Source organism: Methylomonas sp. 2BW1-5-20 (assembly GCF_052474515.1).
On sequence record NZ_CP184127.1, the window covers coordinates 1904765 to 1924653 of the forward strand.

The window sequence follows — 19889 nt, forward strand, 5'->3', positions numbered from 1 at the left end:
GACAAATCGGCAGGATAGCCGATTTGCATGCTTTGCACCCGAAGGGCGAGGCACGTGGATGTGCCGAGTGATTCAAGCGGCATTCGGGTCGCCTTTTCTTTGGATACTTTCTTTTGGCGACGCACAAATTCGCCTGGAGCGAATTTGAACAGCCGATAGGCTGGCCCGAAGGGCGAAAACCAGGAATGGTTTTCGTAGCGAAAGTATCGCGGTTGCCGGTCCGCGAACCGGCGTTAAATCAGGCTTCGCGGTAGCGAATCATTATTGATCCAAACCGGTAATCCCGCGTGGGTACAAAAACCGTGCCCACCCTTGGGGTCTGCATCTCAAGCCAGAAAATAAACCGCCAGAATTCTTAACATCAATTCTCACGCGTATTGACGATCCTAGCTATCAAAATCTATACTCCATCATCAGTTGCCTTGAGCCCCTGTATTTACAATAAAACTTGGAGAAATAACATGAGTATGCGGTTTAATGGCATGAAGCCAGCTTTATACGCGCTGGCAATGATTTTAGCGCCAGTCGCCAAAGTACAGGCCATCGTGATAGTCGATTCCGGAATCGATACCGTCACCAGACATTACGCGATAGATACCAATACCTCTGAGCTAAGTTACTCCTCTGGTGTATTGAGCTTCGACGAAAACGGCAATCTTACTTCGCAACCAACCCAACTGGGATCTTTGGCAGGCACCTTCGATGTCGAGTTTCTCCATTACTGGTGGACTTATCAGCAAGGCGGCGAAGACCCGGGAAATCAAGACATTTATCTGTATACCTCGGACTGGCTGCGGTTCGTCAATCCTCAGCTCACCACTAATGGGTTGCCGAGCGGCTTCCAATTCCCCGGATTCTATAGCAGCGTTTTTGGATTTAGCGCCTTCGTTGGCAGCAACGGCGTATGTTCACAACCTCTAGGCCCTGATTCCAGTTGCTCAGGTACCAACACCGGCGCGATCTCGGCACTTAGCGGTCAACTATTAGACGATAAAATCGTTTTCGACGGCCATCAACCGACGACACCGACACAGTTCACAGGTGGCTATCTCTATCATATCGAAGCCAGTCCAGTGCCCATTCCCAACCTCATCTGGCCATTCGCAGCACTGCTAGCCGGTTGGACCAGGAAAAACAGTCTAAAAAACGCTTAACAGCGTCTCGTTTGAGACTTAGCTAGCCCATGGGAGAGCGGCAAAAGTGAGGAGCGCAGGAAAATAGGACATTTCATGGACGTTTCCTTGCCCTAGCTCCCAAACTCCAGTTTAGGAACGCCATCTTGAAAGCTCCAGCTTTCGTTGATTTGATCTGGAAGCTAGAGCTTCCAAGACCGAGTAACCAAGCCGGAAATATTCATCCGAGTATGCTACCGACAATTGAACTTATGTGGACTTTAACACAGCATGAAGAATCATAATTATTTGACCTCTATATTGCGATTTGCAGCATTTAGTTCTCCGTTATGGGCACCGATACTTGCCGGATACTGTTTTTCTCTTTACGGAAAGTTATTCGATAATCCATCAAGAAATCTTGTGGAAGGCTCAGTGGCGTTAGTTGGTTTATTAGCTTTTTTGGCTGGAGCATTTTCTGTATTAATCGACCCAATGGCTTCAGATACAGCAAGGTATTTTAATTTTATCCTATATTCATGCGTTGCTTTATTTATCTTATTTTTTACTGGCTGGAGTGGTATGCAAATTGGTGGATATGGGCACTAATTGTATAAATACTGCGATATTGGCAAATTCTTTGCCCTAGTTCCCAAGCTCCAGTTTGGGAACACCATCTTGAAAGCTCCAGCTTTCGTTGATTTGATTGGGAAGCCAGAGCTTCCAAGACCAAGTAACCAAGCCGGAGCTTAGTTACCAGCCCGACCTTTTCATGGTTACCGCTCGGCGAGTGGTAACCATGATTAAGCCGCGGCGATTAGGCCCGCAGCGCCGGCAAGCCCAACGTTCCCACGCAGCGCATGGGAACGAGGAATCTTCAAGGGGGTTGGTTTTGTCCCGTATGCCGCGCCGAGCACCGGAGCTTTTGTCGAGAACAGCCCGCAGGGGAGCGGCAGGGATGTCGCTCGTTTTCGGAGGGGCAGGAAGCCCATTCCGAAAACCCTCGGCAAAAGCGAGGAGCGCAGGAAACAAGCGGCATTCGGGTGTCTTTTCTTTTGGATACTTTTCTTTGGACAAGCAAAGAAAAGTATCGCGGTTGCCGGTCCGCGAACCGGCATTAAATCGGGCTTCGCGATAGCGAAACAATATTCATGCAAGCTTTTAATTACGCGTGGGCACAAAAACCGTGCCCACCCTACCCAGCTAATCCAAGAAACTTGATTGCATCAATGGGAATAATTCCATGCTTTTCTGTATTGTGAGCAGTAGCAATACTATCCGAACCGGTTACAGCAATACCGACAACATTATTGCCCTTATCCAAAACTGGCGCACCGCTCGCACCAGCAACAATTGGTGCATTTGTCAGTATCCGCCGAATACCTGAAGATATTCGAAACCCAATAACCAAACCTGGAGATATTACCCCTGAGTCACCTATACGATAATTTGGAAACCCCGTAACGGCTAAGTGATCCATCTCACTTAAATTGTCTGACGTTCCTTTACTTAGCCCATCGACGGGTAAAGGATCAATGCTGATAACAGCCAAGTCAATATCTCTATTTGCAGCAACTATGCGAACTGGAAACTTTGTATTGTAATCCGATGGTCGAAAAGCGTGAGTTTTAGGTCCGAGTACATGCTCACATGTAACAAGTCCTACACCCTCCAATGAAAACGCCGTACCTTGACTGAGTGAATCCTCGCATTCTAGAACCCATAAATGTTTCCGTATCAGTTCAATATTAAACTGGGGAGCCTCAGGTATGGCCCTCATCACACGTAAACGATTCCATTTTTCAATGTCTGGAACGACGTAAGTGTTCAGCCAATCCATGAGATGTTGGCATACATCTTGATAGCATGCCTTTGACGCTTGAAACGGGCCAATATAAGTAAATACATCATTGTTAAACCAATCAGAACCTAGAATCTCAGATAGCTCGTTGTGCCGTCTTGGCCTAAAAGGAAGAAGCTCCCGAATTGTTGTCATTTCGGTTTGACTAAACTCATTGATAGAGGGAATAGAAGAACCACGATTGCTAGTGATTTTGGCAGCAAACCAGCTATCACTACAATAACACCTCATCTCCCAGCCATACTGCATTGGAAACATTTCTAAAAACTCGGGAAGACATTCGCGCGCAAGCCTGACTATCGTGCGCGATACTCCGCTACCAAATTGAAAGAAGTGAGGGTTGTCGAGTTGCCAATCACATTGCATAGTTACTTTCTTAAATTGTTACGTTTTAGCGTTCAATACCTAGTTACTCTGCCAAGCCGCGTAATGATGGAATCTACATCACCCACACTTCGACTCCCCACAATTCAAACAAGTCATACACCCATCCATCAACACCATCGCCTTGGTGCTGCACTTGTTGCATAAAACAGCCTTCTCAGGAAACGCCTGCCCTTCCGACGCGCCATGCTGGGCTTCGAATTCCCGGCGCTTTTCGTCCAGCAATTGCTGGTGGTGATCGCTGAGTTTTTCCGGCTTGATCATGCCGATGTGTTTCATGTGCGATTCGATGGCGTGGCCGATCTCGGCGACCAGGGACGGCATGAATACTCCGCCTTTTTTGAAATAACCGCCTTGCGGGTCGAATACCGCTTTCATTTCTTCCACCAAAAAGGTAGCGTCACCGCCCTTGCGGAACACCGCCGAAATCAAGCGGGTCAGCGCCAGCACCCACTGAAAATGCTCCATGTTTTTGGAGTTGATGAAGATTTCATAAGGCCGGCGTTCCTGGTGCACCGTACCTTCATTCAGGATGATGTCGTTGATGGTGATATACAGGGCATGCTCGGACTGCGGGGTTTTGATCTTATAGGTGGAGCCGAGCAGCATCTCCGGGCGCGCCAGATTTTCGTGCATTTCTTCCAGCGAGGGTTTTGCCACTTCCGCTTCGGCCTGCGCCGCCGCTTCCAGGTTTTCTTTGGTCAGCACTTTGTAGCTGACGATTTTTTTGTTGATTTTGTGTAGGGTCATGGGTATTCCGTAATCTGTAGGTTGGGTTAGCGTAACCCAACATTAAACGCCGTCGTGTTGGGTTACGGCTAGCGCCTAACCCAACCTACATTTTTTAAAAATCAAAACTTGCCGTAATAGCCTTCTTTCAAGGCATCGAACAAGTTGGCGGCGGTATGGATTTCGCCGTCGTATTCCACTTCTTCATTGCCTTTAAATTCCACTACATGGCCGTCTTCCAATGTGAATTGGTAGGTAGTGTTTTCCAGATCGGACTCCTTCACCAACACGCCCTGGAACACTTCCGGGTTAAAGCGGAAGGTGGTGCAGCCTTTCAGACCTTGGTCATAGGCATATTCGTAGATGGACTTAAAGTCTTCATACGGATAATCGGTCGGCACGTTGGCGGTTTTGGAAATGGATGAATCGATCCAGCGCTGGGCAGCGGCCTGGATGTCGACGTGCTGTTTCGGCGTGACTTCGTCGGCGGAGATAAAGTAAGCCGGCAATTGCTGGTCTGGATCTTCGCTATAGGGCATGGCTTCCGGGTTGACCAGATGACGGTAAGCCAGCAATTCAAAGGAAAATACGTCGATTTTTTCCTTGGATTTTTTGCCTTCGCGAATCACGTTGCGCGAATAATGGTGGGCAAAACTGGGCTCTATGCCGTTGCTGGCATTGTTGGCCAGGGACAGCGAGATGGTGCCGGTCGGCGCGATCGAACTGTGGTGGGTAAAGCGGCAGCCTACTTCGGCCAGTTCCGCAACCAGTTCCGGTTGTTCCTGCGCGACTTTTTGCATGTAACGGCTGTATTTGGCGTGCAGCACTTTACCCGGCACTTGGTCGCCCAATTTGTAACCGTCGGCTTTCATTTCCGGGCGTTTATGCAGCATTTCGCCGGTAACGGTGAATAGCTGGTCCATGATAGGCGCCGGGCCTTTTTCCTTGGCCAGTTCCAGGCCGGCTTTCCAGCCTTCGATAGCTAATTCCTTGGTGACTTGTTCGGTAAATTCCAGGGATTCTTCATCGCCGTATTTCATGCCCAGGATGGTGATGGTGGAACCCAAACCCAAGTAACCCATGCCGTGACGGCGTTTGCCGATGATTTCTTCGCGTTGTTTTTCCAAAGGCAGGCCGTTGATCTCGACGACGTTATCCAGCATCCGGGTAAAGATGCGGATGGTTTTGCGGTAGCCTTCCCAATCGAAGCTGGCTTCCTTGGTAAAGGGTTTATCGATGAAGCGGGTCAGATTGATCGAGCCGAGCAGACAGCTGCCGTAAGGCGGCAAAGGCTGTTCGCCGCAGGGGTTGGTGGCGCGGATATGTTCGCAAAACCAGTTATTGTTCATCTCGTTGACCTTGTCGATCAGGATGAAGCCCGGTTCGGCGTAATCGTAGGTGGAAGACATGATGATGTCCCACAAGCGGCGCGCCGGCATGACTTTGGTGATACGGCATGCCACTAGGCCGGCGTCGTTGACAACATAGCCCTTTTTATTGGGTAGATCACGCCAGACGACTTTGCCGGTATCGGTTAAGTCCAGTTTATCGACATTGGCTTCCCGCTCCGTGATCGGAAAAGACAGCGGCCACTGGCCGTTGTTTTTCACCGCTTCCACGAATTCGCTGGTGATCAACAATGAAAGGTTGAACTGACGCAAGCGGCCGTCTTCGCGCTTGGCGCGGATAAAGTCCACCACGTCCGGATGCGCCACGTCGAATGTCGCCATTTGCGCGCCACGGCGGCCGCCGGCGGACGAGACGGTGAAGCACATCTTGTCGTAAATATCCATGAACGACAGCGGGCCGGAAGTATAAGCGCCGGCGCCGGATACGTAAGCATCGCGCGGCCGCAAGGTGGAAAACTCATAACCGATCCCGCAACCGGCTTTTAAGGTTAAACCGGCTTCGTGGACTTTATGCAGAATGTCGTCCATCGAGTCTTCGATGATGCCGGATACGGTGCAGTTGATGGTGGAGGTAGCCGGTTTGTGTTCCAGCGCGCCGGCATTGGAGACGATACGGCCGGCCGGAATCACGCCTTTGCGCAGGGCCCACAAAAATTCCTTGTAGTGTTTTTCTTGTAGCGCTTTGGTTTTTTCGACGCTGGACAGAGCCTTGGCGACGCGCTTGTAGGTGTCGTCGATGGTGTCGTCGATAGCTTTGCCGTCCTTGGTTTTTAAGCGGTATTTGCTGTCCCAAATATCCAGGGAAGCACTTTGTAGCGGGATTTCGGTGGTGTTTTGCGTCACAACATGAAGTTTTGCGGTCATTCGTGGATTCCCTTTTCTAGTTGAATGGTTATTTGGCTGTAGCGCCGCGCCGACACGGCTAAGATACTAATTTTTATTGGATTAAAATCGAAAACACCGCAGCGCAGCCTTATACTGCATATAGTGTTTATAGGAAAATTCTAGCACAACATATTGTGTTGTCAGCAGGATATTTTTACTAAAAAGCCCCGCTTAGGGCTTTGTTTTTTTAACTCAAGGAGTTAGCGCCGGCACTTAATTTCAAATTGACGCGGATACCCCCCGGACACCCGGCAAGCGCGCAACAATTTGCCGCTCAAACGGCCTATCTCTGCAGCGGATACCGATAAGACTTCAGGGTTTAAGGCATGCTTAATATTTCTGACTAAAATGAGTTCGCCAGCTGCTTGCAGCGGATTGCAAAATCCCGGCTTGAGGATGAGGTTGGCAACCTAAAATTACATTACCGAGGCACACATGAATAACATCAGCAAATTTTTACTGTCGAGCGCGTTGCTGGCATCTATCGGCTTGGCACAGCCTTGCTACGCCGGCCTGGAAACGCCGCGCATCGACCAGCGTCAGGCAAACCAGGAAAGACGCATTGAACAAGGCGAAGCATCCGGGGCATTAACCGACCGTGAAGAACGCCGCCTGGAACACCAACAAATGCGCATCGAGCGCCAAGAAGAAGCCGCGAAAGCTGACGGCGTGGTGACTGCGGGAGAAAGAACCCGCCTGACCCATCAACAAAATAAAGCCAGCCGCAATATCGCCCGCAAGAAGCATAATTTAAGACGGGACTAATCTCTGGTTTAAAAAAATCCGGCGTAACAGCCGGATTTTTTTGCCTGCTTAGTTTTCGCCTTTCATCAAATTCAACAACTCGTCGGCAGAGACTTTGCCGCTAATATCGGCGCCATCCAACAAACTATCGGCCAAATCGCGCTTGTGACTATGCAGCGCGACGATTTTTTCCTCTATGGTATTTTTCGCAATCATCCGGTAGATGGTCACCGGCCGTTGTTGGCCCATGCGGTGCGCCCGATCCGAGGCCTGATCCTCCACGGCCGGATTCCACCAGGGGTCCATATGAATCACATAGTCCGCTGCGGTCAGATTTAAGCCCACACCACCGGCCTTCAAACTGATAAGAAACAACTCGCCCTCGCCGCGCTGAAACGCGTCTACTCGCTGCTGGCGGTCTTTGGCCGGCGTACTGCCGTCCAGATATTGATAACGAATCCCGCGCTGCTCGATATAGTTTTTAATCAATTGCAGGTGATCGACAAACTGGCTGAACACCAGGGCTTTGTGCTTGTTATCCAGCAATTCGTCGACGATGTCGCCGAACGCCGCCAGCTTGCTGCTGGGTAGGGAAACTGCGGAATTAGCCAGCAAGGTGTTGCAGCAACTGCGGCGCAATTTGCTGATAGCCGCCAGAATTTGTAACTGCTTTTGCCCCGGCGGCGCCTCGGCGCCGGCCAAGGCTTGTAGACTTTCCCGGCGCAAGGCTTCGTAAAAGGCCATTTCCTCGCTACTGAGTTCGACATAAATCGGAATTTCGGTGCGCGGCGGTAATTCCTGTAATACCTGGGTTTTGGTGCGGCGCAAGATAAAAGGCTGGATCAACTTTTTCAGCTGATAACGTGCTTCCTGGCTGCGGTCGCGTTCGATAGGGCCGGCGAAGCGTTGATTGAACTGTTCCAAAGAGCCCAGTAAGCCCGGATTGATGAAACGAAACAAATTCCACAGCTCGCCCAAATGGTTTTCCAGCGGCGTACCGGTCATGATCAGTTTAAACTCGGCTTGCAGATTCATCGCCCCTTGCGAACGGCGGGTGGCGATATTTTTTATCCACTGCGCTTCGTCCAGAATCACGGTCTGAAACTGGATTTTCGCCAGCATTTCGGCGACTTGTTCCTGCTGTAACAAGCCGTAGCTGCAAATCAGCAAATCATAGGGTCCTAAATTGTCCAGCAAGCGCTGGCGGTCGCCGCTGCCCAGAATTTGCGGGTTTAGCGTTGGTGCAAAGCGGCCGGCTTCGTTTTCCCAGTTCATGCACACCGAGGTTGGGGCGACGATCAAACTGGGACCATTAGGCGCGCGGTCCACCAGCAAAGCCAAACCTTGCACGGTCTTGCCCAAGCCCATGTCGTCGGCCAGACACGCGCCAACGCCCCAGCGCGCCAGACGCGCCAACCAGCGAAATCCGTCCATTTGATAGTCGCGCAATTCGGCTTGAAAGGTGGACGGCACTTTGGGTTGATAATCGCGCGAGTCCTTTAGCCGTTGCATGTGCGCTTGCCAATGTTTATCGGCCTTGAATCCGGCCTCGTCCTGCCAGTCTTCCAGCGTCAGGGCCGCCAATGGATTGATCCGAACTTTCTTGCCGTGCAAATCGGCGTAGGCCCGTAAATCATCGAGGCGGCGGCGAAACTCTTCGGTCAAGGCGATGAACTGGCCATCCTGCAATTTCAGGAAGCGGCCTTCGCGATTGTTCAATAAACCCAGCAATTGCTGGATTTCGATAACGGTATCTTCGTTAACCTGCAATTCGCCTTGCAACGCGAACCAGTCGTTGTCGCGCTTGATTTGCATGCTAAAGCCGCTGCCGTTGGTTTGCCCTAACAGCCGAAACCTGACGCCTTCCGGCCATTCCAATACGGCTTGCTCGGCGGGCAATGCCTGTAATTGCAGCAGCAGCTCCAGACATTGTTCGGGCTGGTCCAGCAAATAATCGCCGGCGCCATCGCGCTCCGCCTGCTCCAACACGTCGCAGGCTTGCAAAACCGTCTGCGCCCGCTGTTTTTCCAGAGCCAGATCGCGTTTGGCCTGACAATGGCGGCCGTCGATTTCAGCCAGCACGCTTTCGCCGCCGTGGCCGGGCTGATAATAGGCGCCGCCGGTCGCGAACGGCCGGATCAACATCGCCACTCGCAGGCCTTCGCCCCAGGGTAATAAATGCACGCGCGGCGTGGCGTCGGCCTGAACTTGCTCGGCGCTGCTGGAACTGCCGCCGATATCCGAATGTACCGTCAACAGGCCGGAAATACTGGTCAGGGTTTGCAACACCCGGTCTTGCGCCGACACCGGCACTTCCAGGCCCTTGGCGCCAAGCACCGCAAAGATTTTATGATGGTCGGTGGAGAATTCCAGCACCTTCAGCCGCGTCGGCGTTTCCTTGGTCACGTAAAATTTTTGCTCGTAACCGGGCACGGGCTCCAGACTGATTTTGATCTTATCGCTGCCTTCCAGTTTTTTCACCCGCAGTTCGGCTTCACCCTTGACCACTTCCACCCTGACTTCCGCGGCATCGGCCCAAAATAAGAGGGGATGCCCCAACAACGCTTGCGGCATGCTGTTGTCGAATTCAAAATAAGTACCGCTACCGTACCAGCCGCTATCGCGATACTCTTTGATATGCGAACAAAGTTTAAGGTCTTGCTCGGTCAAGTAATCGAAGCTTTCGGTTTCGTGCGCCAAGCGCTTCAACGCAATCGCCCTACCCTTGCTCCAGCCCCCTTTGGCTTGCTGTTTCTGTTCGCGCGGCTCGATATCCAGCTGATGGCTGGCATCGTCGTAGCTCAGCAGCCAAACCAATCGCGTAGGCTTATCGCTTTGTACGGCACTGTCGGCTTTCTTTTCCGTTTTCGGCAGGTTTAATAAGGCATCCAAGGCCAGATCCCAATCGGGACGGCTGGCGAACAAATCCGCCAATGCCGGCCGCGCCTCGAAAAAACCGCAATCCCATTGCATGGAACGGGACGGTTCGATGCTGGTGAAGATTTTCGCCAATTCCGCCGCCGGCCAGCGATAACCGTTGTCCAACAAATGCCGATAGAGTTTTTGGCTGAGCGGTGTGACATGATTGAATTGATCGGCTTTAACCCAAAATTTGATCAGGGCCAAAAACACATGCAGCAATAACGGCGGCGTGTGCACGGTATCCGGGGAGCCGCTTTCCCGATAACCGCTACCGATTTTATAGTTTAAATCCGTGGTCAATAATTGATCGCGCAGCGATAAATCGCCCTGTAAAAAGCGCTGGAACAAAGCCAGTTGGTGGTAAACGCCCAACCAATAATTGTCGGCCTTGATCGCCTGGTTGATCAAGGTACCGAGTTTGGCGCGTTGTTTGGCATCGTTGTTTTTCAGGATAGCCAGCGGATAAAACACTCCCGCCAAGCCGCAAAAATAGGCGGTACGTTGGCCGGACGATTTTCGCAGCCGCAGCAAGGCGGCTTCGAAGCGGTTAACGGCCGCTGCATAATCGCCGCGTAAAAAAACCAACGCGGCCGTGATGGCTTGCAGTTCCGGATCGTCCTGATCCGTTACCAACTGCTCGACCTCGTCCCATTCGCCGCGCAATAAGCGCAACTCCAGGGCGATGCGATTCAGCAGTTCTTGTTGCATACCCTGGCCGACAAACAGCAACTGCTGTAAAAAATTATCCAACTTTTGGTCGGCATACAGATACAGCAGTTGATGCAAACCCGAGAAACCCGCCAGGCCCAACAATAATTGCGGATGATGAGTGGTGAACCAGGCCACATCCAGCGGGTTCAAAAACCACGACAGATAAAGTTCATTAACCGGCGGCAGCTTGCCTAAATAATGCGCACCGGATTCCAGACATTCGTCGACTTTAGCGTAATCGCCACGATAAAACTGAATGCGCGCTTCGCGGATGCAATCGTCCACGGTGCTATAGCGGTAATAACCGAGGCCGGGTGGATTTTGCATCTGCACCGCACCGGCAAACAAGTCAAATTCCTTGTCGACAACGGCTTGCCGGGTAAGTACTTCGGCCAGCGTACGGCAGCAGCGGGTACCGCCCGATTTGACGTTTTCTTCCAGCAAACCTTCTTTGATCAGCGGTTTTAAGCGGGCTTTGACGGCTTCGGATTTCAGGGTTTTATCGCCTTCCCTGATCCCCAAACTCGCCAGACATTTGGCCAAATTGATCAGCGAGCTATAGCCGTAATAGACCGCAAGCACCTTCAAAATAATTTGTTGCTCGGCCGTCAGTGTCCGATAAGTTTTAAGGCGTTCGAGTAAACGTGAAGATTGCATGATTCCGGCAAAACGACAAAAGCGTTGATGTTACCAGCTTGGCCGGGCAAGCTAAAGAACCTGAAATCGGCACACATAAAAAAGCCCGCCGAAGCGGGCTTTTTGCAGCGAGAAGAAATTACAGTTTGGCCAATACTTTCGCTACTGTTTCGCCCATCGCCGCCGGCGTTGGCGAAATGATCACGCCCAAGTCTTTCAGCATTTCGACTTTTTCCGCGGCAGACTCGCCAACCGAGGAAATAATCGCCCCTGCATGCCCCATGCGCCGGCCTTTGGGTGCGGTTAATCCGGCGATATAAGCCACCACCGGCTTAGTCATGTGTTCTTTCGCGAAGATACCGGCTTCCACTTCTTGCGGGCCGCCGATCTCGCCTATCATCACCACGACTTTGGTTTCCGGATCTTGTTCGAACTTTTCCAGAATGTCGCGGTGCGAGCTGCCGTTAATCGGGTCGCCGCCGATACCGACCGAAGTCGATACGCCGATGCCCAGCGCTTTCATTTGATCGGCAGCTTCATAGCCCAAAGTGCCGGAACGGCCGACGATACCGACATTGCCCGGTATGTAAATGTGCCCCGGCATGATGCCCAGCATGGATTTACCCGGACTGATGGTGCCGGCGCAGTTGGGGCCGGTCAGCACCATGCGTTTCTCCTTGGGGAATTTGCTCAGGAAGATTTTAACTTTCATCATGTCCTGGGTCGGAATACCGTCGGTAATCGACACGCAATATTTGATGCCGGCTTCGGCGGCTTCCATGATCGAGTCGGCCGCATAAGCGGGCGGCACGAACACAATGCTGGCTTCCGCGCCGGCTTGTTCCACGGCTTCCTTTACGGTATTGAATACCGGACGGTCCAAGTGGGTTTGGCCGCCCTTGCCCGGCGTAATACCGCCAACGACATTAGAGCCGTAGTCGATCATTTCCTGGGCGTGGAAGCTGCCTATCTTGCCGGTGAAACCTTGAACGATGATGCGGGTTTGTTTATCGATAAAAATTGCCATTTGAATTCCTTTACCTTGCGCGCCTTACAGAGATGTAACAGTGTCGCGTGAAGCGGGGGGCTGGTAGCGACCGGCGACTACTTCGTTACGTGCTTGTACCGCTTTCTCGGCGGCTTCCGCCAAGGTGTCCGCCGTGATGATAGGCAAACCGCTCTCTTCAATGATTTTGCGACCTTCCTCGACATTGGTACCGGACAAACGCACGACCAGCGGCACTTGCATATCGATTTTTTTCACAGCATGCACCACACCCTCTGCAATCCAGTCGCAACGGTTGATACCGGCAAAGATGTTAACCAGCATGGCTTTGACGTTTTTGTCCTGCAATACCATCCTAAAGGCTTTTTCGGTACGTTCTGCGGAAGCGCCGCCGCCCACGTCCAGGAAGTTGGCCGGCTCGCCGCCCGCCAGTTTGATCATGTCCATCGTCGCCATCGCCAGACCGGCGCCGTTGATCATGCACCCAATGTCGCCGTCCAGTCCGACGTAACTCAAGCCGCGGTCAGCAGCCGCCATTTCCCGAGGATCTTCCTGCGACTTGTCGCGCAACTCCGATATTTTTTGCCGGCGGAACAAGGCGTTATCGTCGAAGCCCATTTTCGCGTCCAGTGCGATCAATTCATCGTGGCCGGTGATGACTAGCGGATTGATTTCGACCATATTGGCATCCAATTCGCGCATGGCACGGTAGCAACCTTGAATCAGTTTCACCGCTTGCGGGATCAGATCGGCGTGCAGGCCCAAGGCAAACGCCATTTCCCGAGCCTGGAAGTCCTGTAGACCTACAGCAGGTTCGATATAGATTTTTTTGATCGCATCCGGGTTATTCTCCGCCAGATCTTCGATTTCCATACCACCTTGCGCGGAACCGACCATGACGATACGCTCCTGAGCGCGATCGATCAGCAGGCTGAAATACAATTCCTTCGCAATATCGGTACCGGCCTCGACATAGAGGCGCAAGCATTGCTTACCGGCCGGACCGGTTTGGTGGGTCACCAATTTTTTACCCAGTAAAGACTCAGCAGCATCGCTGACTTCGTCGTGGGTTTTGCAAATCTTGATACCGCCGGCCTTGCCACGCGCCCCGGAATGGATCTGCGCCTTAACCACCCAGACGTGACCGCCGATTTCGCGGGCGCGTTGCACCGCATCTTCCGGGCTGTAGGCCAGACCGCCATCGGCTATTTTTACGCCGTAGTCGGCCAATAGCTGCTTTGCTTGGTACTCATGAATGTCCATGGACTCTCTCGTGATTTTTGAAATGTAGGTTGGGTTAGGCGTCAGCCGTAACCCAACACGAAGGCATTAAATGTTGGGTTACGCTACGCTTTTACGCCAGTAGGGTGAACCCAACCTACATAATTTTTATCGGGTTTTCGCGGCAATCGCCTCGGCGGCACGGACGATATTATTAGCCATCCGTTCGGAAGCGGCATCGATCAAGCGACCGTCCAGCGCAGCAGCGCCTTTACCTTGGGCGGCGGCTTCCTGCAACGCAACCAGGATGCGTTTGGCTTTTTCGACTTCCGCGGCCGGCGGGGTGAATACTTCGTTGGCCAAAGCAATTTGCGAGGGATGAATCGCCCATTTGCCTTCGCAACCCAATGCGGCGGCACGGCGGGCGCCGGCTTTGTAACCTTCCGGGTCTTTGATGTCGCCGAATGGGCCGTCGATAGGACGCAGGCCATAAGCACGGCAAGCCACCGTCATACGGCTGATCGCCGCATGCCATTGGTCGCCGGGGTAATCGGGATTCAAACCGCCGATGTTGACGGTACGCGCCCGGTTGCTGGCGGCATAATCGGCAACGCCGAAATGCAAGGCTTCCACCCGGCCGCCGATGGCGCCCTGCTTGGCGATGTCTTCGACATTGGCCATGCCCAGAGCGGTTTCAATCAGGCATTCGATACCGATTTTGTTTTTCAGGCCTTCCTGCATTTCCAGTTGGGTCAACATAGCGTCCACCATATAAACGTCGCCGTAGACGCCGACTTTAGGAATCAACAGCGTATCGATTTTAGCGCCGGCTTGTTCGACCAGATCGACCACATCGCGCACCATGTATTGGGTATCCAGACCGTTGATGCGCACCGACAGGGTGATACCGTTACCTTTCCAGTCCAGATCGTTGATAGCCTGAATCACGTTTTTTCGCGCTTGCAGTTTATCGTCGGGAGCAACTGCATCTTCCAGATCGAGAAATACAAAGTCCACACCGCTTTTCAGGGCTTTTTCGAACATTTCCGGGCTGGAACCCGGTACCGCCAATTCGCAACGTTGCACGCGTTGGGCATTGGCTTCGTAAAGTGTGTGACTCATTTATGTTTCCTTCGGTTGGTTGGCCGGCCAAGAAGCCGCGCCGAGCATGGATTAAAGAACACGTCATTTTACTTTCAGAGCCTGCAATGTCAATTGCGCTTGTCTGCTTCGCAGCCGGTTCGAGCCGGTAAACGACTTGCCGAATCCCGGCTAATGTGGCACCATCCCGCGATTTTCACCGATTCATTCAATATCACCGATCTAGGAGAAACCAGATGGCAGGTCGCAATCACCTTTTTGTTCCAGGGCCAACCAATACCCCTCATGAAATTCTGAGCGCGATGCATGTGCCGATGGAAGATCACCGCTCGCCGATTTTCCCCAAACTGCTGAGCCCCATTCTGGAAGATCTGAAAAAAGTGTTCCGCACCGAGACCGGCCAATGCTTCGTGTTTCCCGCCACCGGTACCGCCGGCTGGGAAGTGGCGATGACCAACTGTTTGAACCAGGGCGACAAGGTTTTGATTTACCGTTTCGGTCAGTTCGGCCACTTGTGGGCCGAAGCCTCCAGAAAACTGGGCTTTGACGTGGAAATCCACCAAGTCGAATGGGGTAAGGGCATTCCGCTGGATCACCTGGAAGCGCGCCTGAAAGAAGACAAAAACCACGAAATCAAAGCGATTCTGGCAACACATAATGAAACTTCAACCGGTGTAACCAGCGACATCCCAGGTGTGCGCAAAACGCTGGACGCGGCCAGCCATCCTGCCCTGCTCTTCGTTGATGGCGTCAGCTCCATCGGTAGCCTGGATTTCCGTCAAGACGAATGGGGCGTGGACGCCAGCATCGCCGGATCGCAAAAAGGCTTTATGTTGCCGGCCGGATTGGCGATTCTGGGCTTTAGCCAAAAAGCGCTGGCTGCTATCGATAACAGCAATTTTCCGCGTTCTTTCTTTTCGTTGAAAGATATGGCTGCATCGAATAAAGACGGCTACACCCCATATACACCCTCTACCCCAATGCTGTATGGCCTGCGTAAAGCACTGGAATTGTTGCTGGAAGAAGGCATGGAAAACGTTTATGCCCGCCACCACCGCTTGGGTGAAGGCGTGCGCCGCGCGGTTGCGGCCTGGGGTTTGCAAACCTGCGCGCAAACAGGTTGGGATTCCGATACCGTCACCGCAATCGTGGTACCCGCCGACAAGGATGCCCGCCACGTCATTAGCACCGCTTACAACAAATACAACATCTCGCTGGGCGCCGGTCTGAGCGAAGTGGCCGGCAAAGTGTTCCGCATCGGTCATGTCGGCGATATGAATGACGTTTCCTTGCTGGGTGCAATTGCCGGCGTGGAAATGGCTATGCTTGATAACGGCTTCGACATTAAACCAGGCAGCGGCGTGGCTGCGGCTGTCGAATACTACCGCTCGACAGCAAAATAACGCCCGCGTAACGGGGCTGGCGAGTTTAAGCTTGCCAGCCCCAATCATGAGATCTAACCGCGATTCTTTCGCTAATTGGCTTGATCGCCCTCACCTCCTACATGCGATACAGTTTCCGTTTGCCACGCCTAAAATCGCAAGACGGGCCTCTCGATCTGCACGAATAGCACCAAAAACACTCGTCTGTTGCACCAAAATACCTCAAAAACTCCGTCTTTCAGCATCAAAAAACGACCAGAAAAATCCTAACCCTCTAAATTAAATAGCTTTATTAGAAGCGGCCTTATATTTGCTAAAAATAATCTCGAGTTATATTTTCATTCCATAGCGAGGAAGAAAATCATGAGACACAGCCTGTTACTACTTGCATTACTGGCCGAGCCTGCTCATGCGGAACTCGATGAGCGGAATCCTACCGAAACCCATAGCCTAACTTTGCTAAACGCCAGTCAGGCACCGAGTTCGGACCTGTTCAAACAAGCACTATGCTGGCAATCCTCCAATGCTACCGGCAAGCATAGCGGCGGCGATATTGAGAATTGCTTGGCCATGGCCACTCCCACCCCTTTATCGAACCGGCAAAATTACAACGAGATTGACTACGACCGATCGGTGAATTGGTCGGTAATGAATTATCCCGCCATCAGTAGCGGGGCTTGGTCGTTTATCCCCGACATCGGCTATCAATTGCTACTGGAAAAAGCGGCCGACGAACACCCGAGCATGCAGATCGGCGTTGCGGCTGGTGACAGGAGTTTATCGTCGATGCCGCTAGCCACGCTCACTTGGTTTGTTTTAGGTTGCATACTGGGTACGCTAGCGATGATACGGAGACGCCGAGCGAAGCCGGTAATCGCGACTGATTAACAATTTTTTACCGGGTATTTGCGCTTCGAATTTCAATTCTTTATAGTCCCCAATGCCGGCGGCTGATTCAGCACCGGCATTTTCAGGGGATCCGCCGACTATCTCCCGATCATTAGACGATAAGCGTTGGGAGATGCGAAAATGGCAAAAACCTTATATCAACTGTTAAACATTCCCGAGTCCGCCAACGATCAGCAAATTCATCGCGCGTTCAAGGATATGGAGCGACATTGGGCAAAACGCGGAGACGACTCCGCGCTCGATACCCTGAACCGGGCGCGCGAAGCCTTTGTGATCCTATCCGATACGAGTCGGCGCATCGCCTATGATCGTAAACTGGCTGCCAGCCGTATACAGCCCGTTGAAATTGAATCTCACCGCAATTTCGCGACCCCTTGGTTGCAAAGAACGGCTATTGCCCTCCTGTTACTGTTTCCGATAGCGTCGTGGATTTATCACAATAACGAACAAAGCAAGCAACAAGCCGAACGCGAGCATATTCAGACCGCCCAGTTGCTTGCCGCCACCGAGACTATAAAAAGCCGACAAGAACAATTGCTGCACGATAATCAGCAAATAGCCACCCAGCAACAACAAGAGCAAGAAGCAAAACGCCAGGAAAACGAGCTTCGACTCAGCCAGCAACAGTTGGACGACGCCAAATTGCTAAGCCAGCAGCAATTGCAAAATCAGGCGCGCAACCTGGATTTATTGGAAAAACATCTGAACATAGAAGCGCGCGATCAGGAACAAAACCTCGCCGAACGCAAACTCGAACTGCAATATCAAAAACCGGCCATGGCGATGGCCTTGCAAGAACAGCAAGACCAACACTTAACGCTACAACGGCAAAGGTCTTTACAGCAGCACGATCAAAACATCGCCAGCATTAACAACCTGCGCGCCGCCCGATTGAGGGCTTATGACCGCGACCACGGCAGCGGCGGGATCACCCGTTCCAACCCGGCCGTCGACCCTTGAGGAACCCAGTTTAAGCTTAAACGCGAACAGTGTTTTTACGATAGGTAATCCGATGAGCAAACCCAAAGTCCTGCTTAGCCGCCGCTGGCCGGCGGGCGTCGAAACTAAATTGCAAGCGCTTTACGATGTCGCGCTGAATGCCGACGACCACCCTTTCAGCGCCGATGAATTTAAAGCCGCGCTGCAAAATTACGATGCGGTATGTCCCAGCGTTTGCGATTCGCTGCCGGCCGAGGTGCTGAATGTCGCAAATAAGCGCTGCAAAATTCTGGGTAATTTTGGCGTGGGTTATAACCATATCGATATTGCCGTCGCTAAACAGCAAGGCCTGATCGTTACCAACACCCCTGGCGTATTGACGCAAAGCACCGCCGATATCGCGATGACCTTACTACTGATGTCCGCGCGCCGAGGCGCCGAGGGCGACAGATTGGTGCGCGCCGGCGCCTGGACCGGCTGGTGCCCGACACATATGATGAGCAGCGACGTCACCGGCGCCACCCTGGGATTAATCGGCTTCGGCCGCATCGCCCAAGCCATGGCGCGGAAAGCCCATCATGGCTTCGGTATGAAGATTCTGTACCTCAAACCCAGCCCGGCGGAACAAGCCATCGTCGACGAGTTAAAGGCGGTGCGCTGCAATACTTTGGAAGAACTGTTACCGAATTGCGATTACGTGTCCTTGCATTGCCCAGGCGGCAACGAGACACGACATCTGATTAACGAACAAACCTTAAAATTAATGAAACCGACTGCGCATTTAATTAATACCGCGCGCGGCGATGTAGTGGACAGCAAGGCCTTGATCAAAGCCTTGCAAGAAAAACGTATTGCCGGCGCCGGTCTGGATGTTTACGAAGGCGAACCGGATATAGATCCCGGCTTTTTGACACTGGACAATGCCTCCCTACTCCCCCACCTAGGCAGCGCCACAATTTCGACGCGCACGGCGATGGGCGAAAAGGTGCTCGAAAACCTGGCCGCGTTTTTCAGCGGCAAAGCCCTGCCCGATCGCGTGGCTTAGGTTCGAACAAATTTTACTGCGACCATCCTTTAGCACCAGCAGTGAATTTAGCCTCCAGTTTTTGATCGAGTCCTGATGCATCGGCTGCACGTTTTTTCATCTTTAAAATACCCAACAACCCTGCCAAGAACGACCAAACGGCTGCCGGCAGCGGAACCGGCGAGGCTTGTAAATGGGCATCGATAACCACATCGGCATAAAGACCCTCGAACGCGCCAGCCGCTAAGCTAAAGTTAAACAGGCCGGATGTACCGGATTTCAACACATTCGGCGCAATAAACGCCGCATCCGCACTATCGTATCCCGACAATAACAGGCCATCTTCATTAAAATAATCGACGGTCACGCTGCTAAAGCCGTTCTCGCCGCCGATGCCGGCATGCAACTCATAATCGAAATGCGCGCTGATCGTATAGACGTCGATCCCTGTGTTTTGGAATGTCAAACCATACCAGCCCAAATGATGAGAATCGATAGATCCGTTCGACACGATGCCGCTAACGGTAAAGGTTTTAGAAAATCCGCCGGCTTGAGCAATTGCCGGATTATTAGCCTTCACCTGCCCGTCGCCGACAATACCGACCAGGGAATAATCGCCGCCGGCATAACCGGGCGCGTCTATTTGATCGAAGGTTCCGAGTATTTCCAGCCCCGTCAAACTACCCGGATTAGTCTGATTTTCGATACCATCGATAACAAAAGTTAAGGCAGCCGAGCTGTTAAAGGTGCTGCTGGCAAGTGCCCCCCCGGACCCGAGCAGACCGAAACCCAACGCCAAGAAAGTCGTCTTGGTTTGTTTGGTAAAAACATTCATAAACCTATCCTTTTAGATATTTGGAGGCGCTCGCGGGCAAAGTCAACTTTATCCCGCGCAGTCCATCCTCCCAGTTTTG

15 protein-coding genes are annotated in these 19889 nt (G+C 52.3%); 7 read left to right on the plus strand and 8 right to left on the minus strand.

What is annotated here, in order from left to right:
* The first annotated feature begins 461 nt into the window (after nucleotides 1-461).
* The gene (locus tag ACH50O_RS08580; protein ID WP_446811602.1) at nucleotides 462-1154 is read left to right on the plus strand and encodes a hypothetical protein; all 693 of its coding nucleotides are present in this window, start codon (nucleotides 462-464) and stop codon (nucleotides 1152-1154) included.
* Between the two features lie 249 nt (nucleotides 1155-1403).
* Entirely contained in the window at nucleotides 1404-1721 is a 318-nt protein-coding gene (locus ACH50O_RS08585) for a hypothetical protein (protein ID WP_446811603.1), read from the plus strand.
* 586 nt (nucleotides 1722-2307) lie between these two features.
* Here ACH50O_RS08585 and ACH50O_RS08590 read toward each other — a convergent pair.
* The 3 genes from ACH50O_RS08590 to ACH50O_RS08600 form a co-directional block, all read right to left on the minus strand.
* A complete protein-coding gene (locus ACH50O_RS08590; protein ID WP_446811604.1) occupies nucleotides 2308-3339 on the minus strand; it encodes a S1 family peptidase in 1032 nt (343 codons plus the stop codon).
* 78 nt (nucleotides 3340-3417) lie between these two features.
* Nucleotides 3418-4107, minus strand: coding sequence for a TSCPD domain-containing protein (locus ACH50O_RS08595; protein ID WP_446811605.1), 690 nt, complete (start codon nucleotides 4105-4107; stop codon nucleotides 3418-3420).
* 101 nt (nucleotides 4108-4208) lie between these two features.
* Nucleotides 4209-6359 (minus strand): adenosylcobalamin-dependent ribonucleoside-diphosphate reductase, encoded by a 2151-nt coding sequence (locus tag ACH50O_RS08600; RefSeq protein WP_446811606.1) that lies wholly within the window; start codon nucleotides 6357-6359, stop codon nucleotides 4209-4211.
* Between the two features lie 456 nt (nucleotides 6360-6815).
* Between ACH50O_RS08600 and ACH50O_RS08605 the strand changes: the two genes are divergently transcribed.
* A complete protein-coding gene (locus ACH50O_RS08605) occupies nucleotides 6816-7145 on the plus strand; it encodes a hypothetical protein (RefSeq protein WP_446811607.1) in 330 nt (109 codons plus the stop codon).
* Nucleotides 7146-7193: 48 nt separating this feature from the next.
* Here ACH50O_RS08605 and ACH50O_RS08610 read toward each other — a convergent pair whose 3' ends face one another.
* The 4 genes from ACH50O_RS08610 to ACH50O_RS08625 form a co-directional block, all read right to left on the minus strand.
* Entirely contained in the window at nucleotides 7194-11414 is a 4221-nt protein-coding gene (locus ACH50O_RS08610; protein WP_446811608.1) for a DEAD/DEAH box helicase, read from the minus strand.
* Nucleotides 11415-11532: 118 nt separating this feature from the next.
* Nucleotides 11533-12420 carry a succinate--CoA ligase subunit alpha gene (gene sucD, locus ACH50O_RS08615; RefSeq protein ID WP_446811609.1) on the minus strand — a complete coding sequence of 296 codons (888 nt, stop codon included), beginning with the start codon at nucleotides 12418-12420 and terminating at the stop codon, nucleotides 11533-11535.
* 24 nt (nucleotides 12421-12444) lie between these two features.
* Nucleotides 12445-13662: a malate--CoA ligase subunit beta gene (locus ACH50O_RS08620; protein ID WP_446811610.1), complete on the minus strand. Its 1218-nt coding sequence runs from the start codon at nucleotides 13660-13662 to the stop codon at nucleotides 12445-12447.
* Between the two features lie 126 nt (nucleotides 13663-13788).
* Entirely contained in the window at nucleotides 13789-14742 is a 954-nt protein-coding gene (locus tag ACH50O_RS08625; protein ID WP_446811611.1) for an HpcH/HpaI aldolase/citrate lyase family protein, read from the minus strand.
* Between the two features lie 215 nt (nucleotides 14743-14957).
* On the opposite strand from ACH50O_RS08625, the gene ACH50O_RS08630 reads away from it, so the two are divergent.
* The 4 genes from ACH50O_RS08630 (at nucleotide 14958) to ACH50O_RS08645 (ending at nucleotide 18996) form a co-directional block, all read left to right on the plus strand.
* Nucleotides 14958-16124, plus strand: a complete 1167-nt coding sequence (locus ACH50O_RS08630) for an aminotransferase class V-fold PLP-dependent enzyme (RefSeq protein ID WP_446811612.1) — start codon at nucleotides 14958-14960, stop codon at nucleotides 16122-16124.
* Nucleotides 16125-16466: 342 nt separating this feature from the next.
* Complete coding sequence (locus ACH50O_RS08635; protein WP_446811613.1) at nucleotides 16467-16991, plus strand: hypothetical protein; 525 nt, start codon at nucleotides 16467-16469, stop codon at nucleotides 16989-16991.
* Between the two features lie 141 nt (nucleotides 16992-17132).
* Nucleotides 17133-17972: a hypothetical protein gene (locus tag ACH50O_RS08640; RefSeq protein WP_446811614.1), complete on the plus strand. Its 840-nt coding sequence runs from the start codon at nucleotides 17133-17135 to the stop codon at nucleotides 17970-17972.
* A gap of 52 nt (nucleotides 17973-18024) precedes the next feature.
* Nucleotides 18025-18996 carry a 2-hydroxyacid dehydrogenase gene (locus ACH50O_RS08645; protein ID WP_446811615.1) on the plus strand — a complete coding sequence of 324 codons (972 nt, stop codon included), beginning with the start codon at nucleotides 18025-18027 and terminating at the stop codon, nucleotides 18994-18996.
* A gap of 13 nt (nucleotides 18997-19009) precedes the next feature.
* On the opposite strand, the gene ACH50O_RS08650 is transcribed toward ACH50O_RS08645, so the two are convergent.
* Entirely contained in the window at nucleotides 19010-19810 is an 801-nt protein-coding gene (locus ACH50O_RS08650; protein ID WP_446811616.1) for a hypothetical protein, read from the minus strand.
* Nucleotides 19811-19889 lie beyond the last annotated feature (79 nt).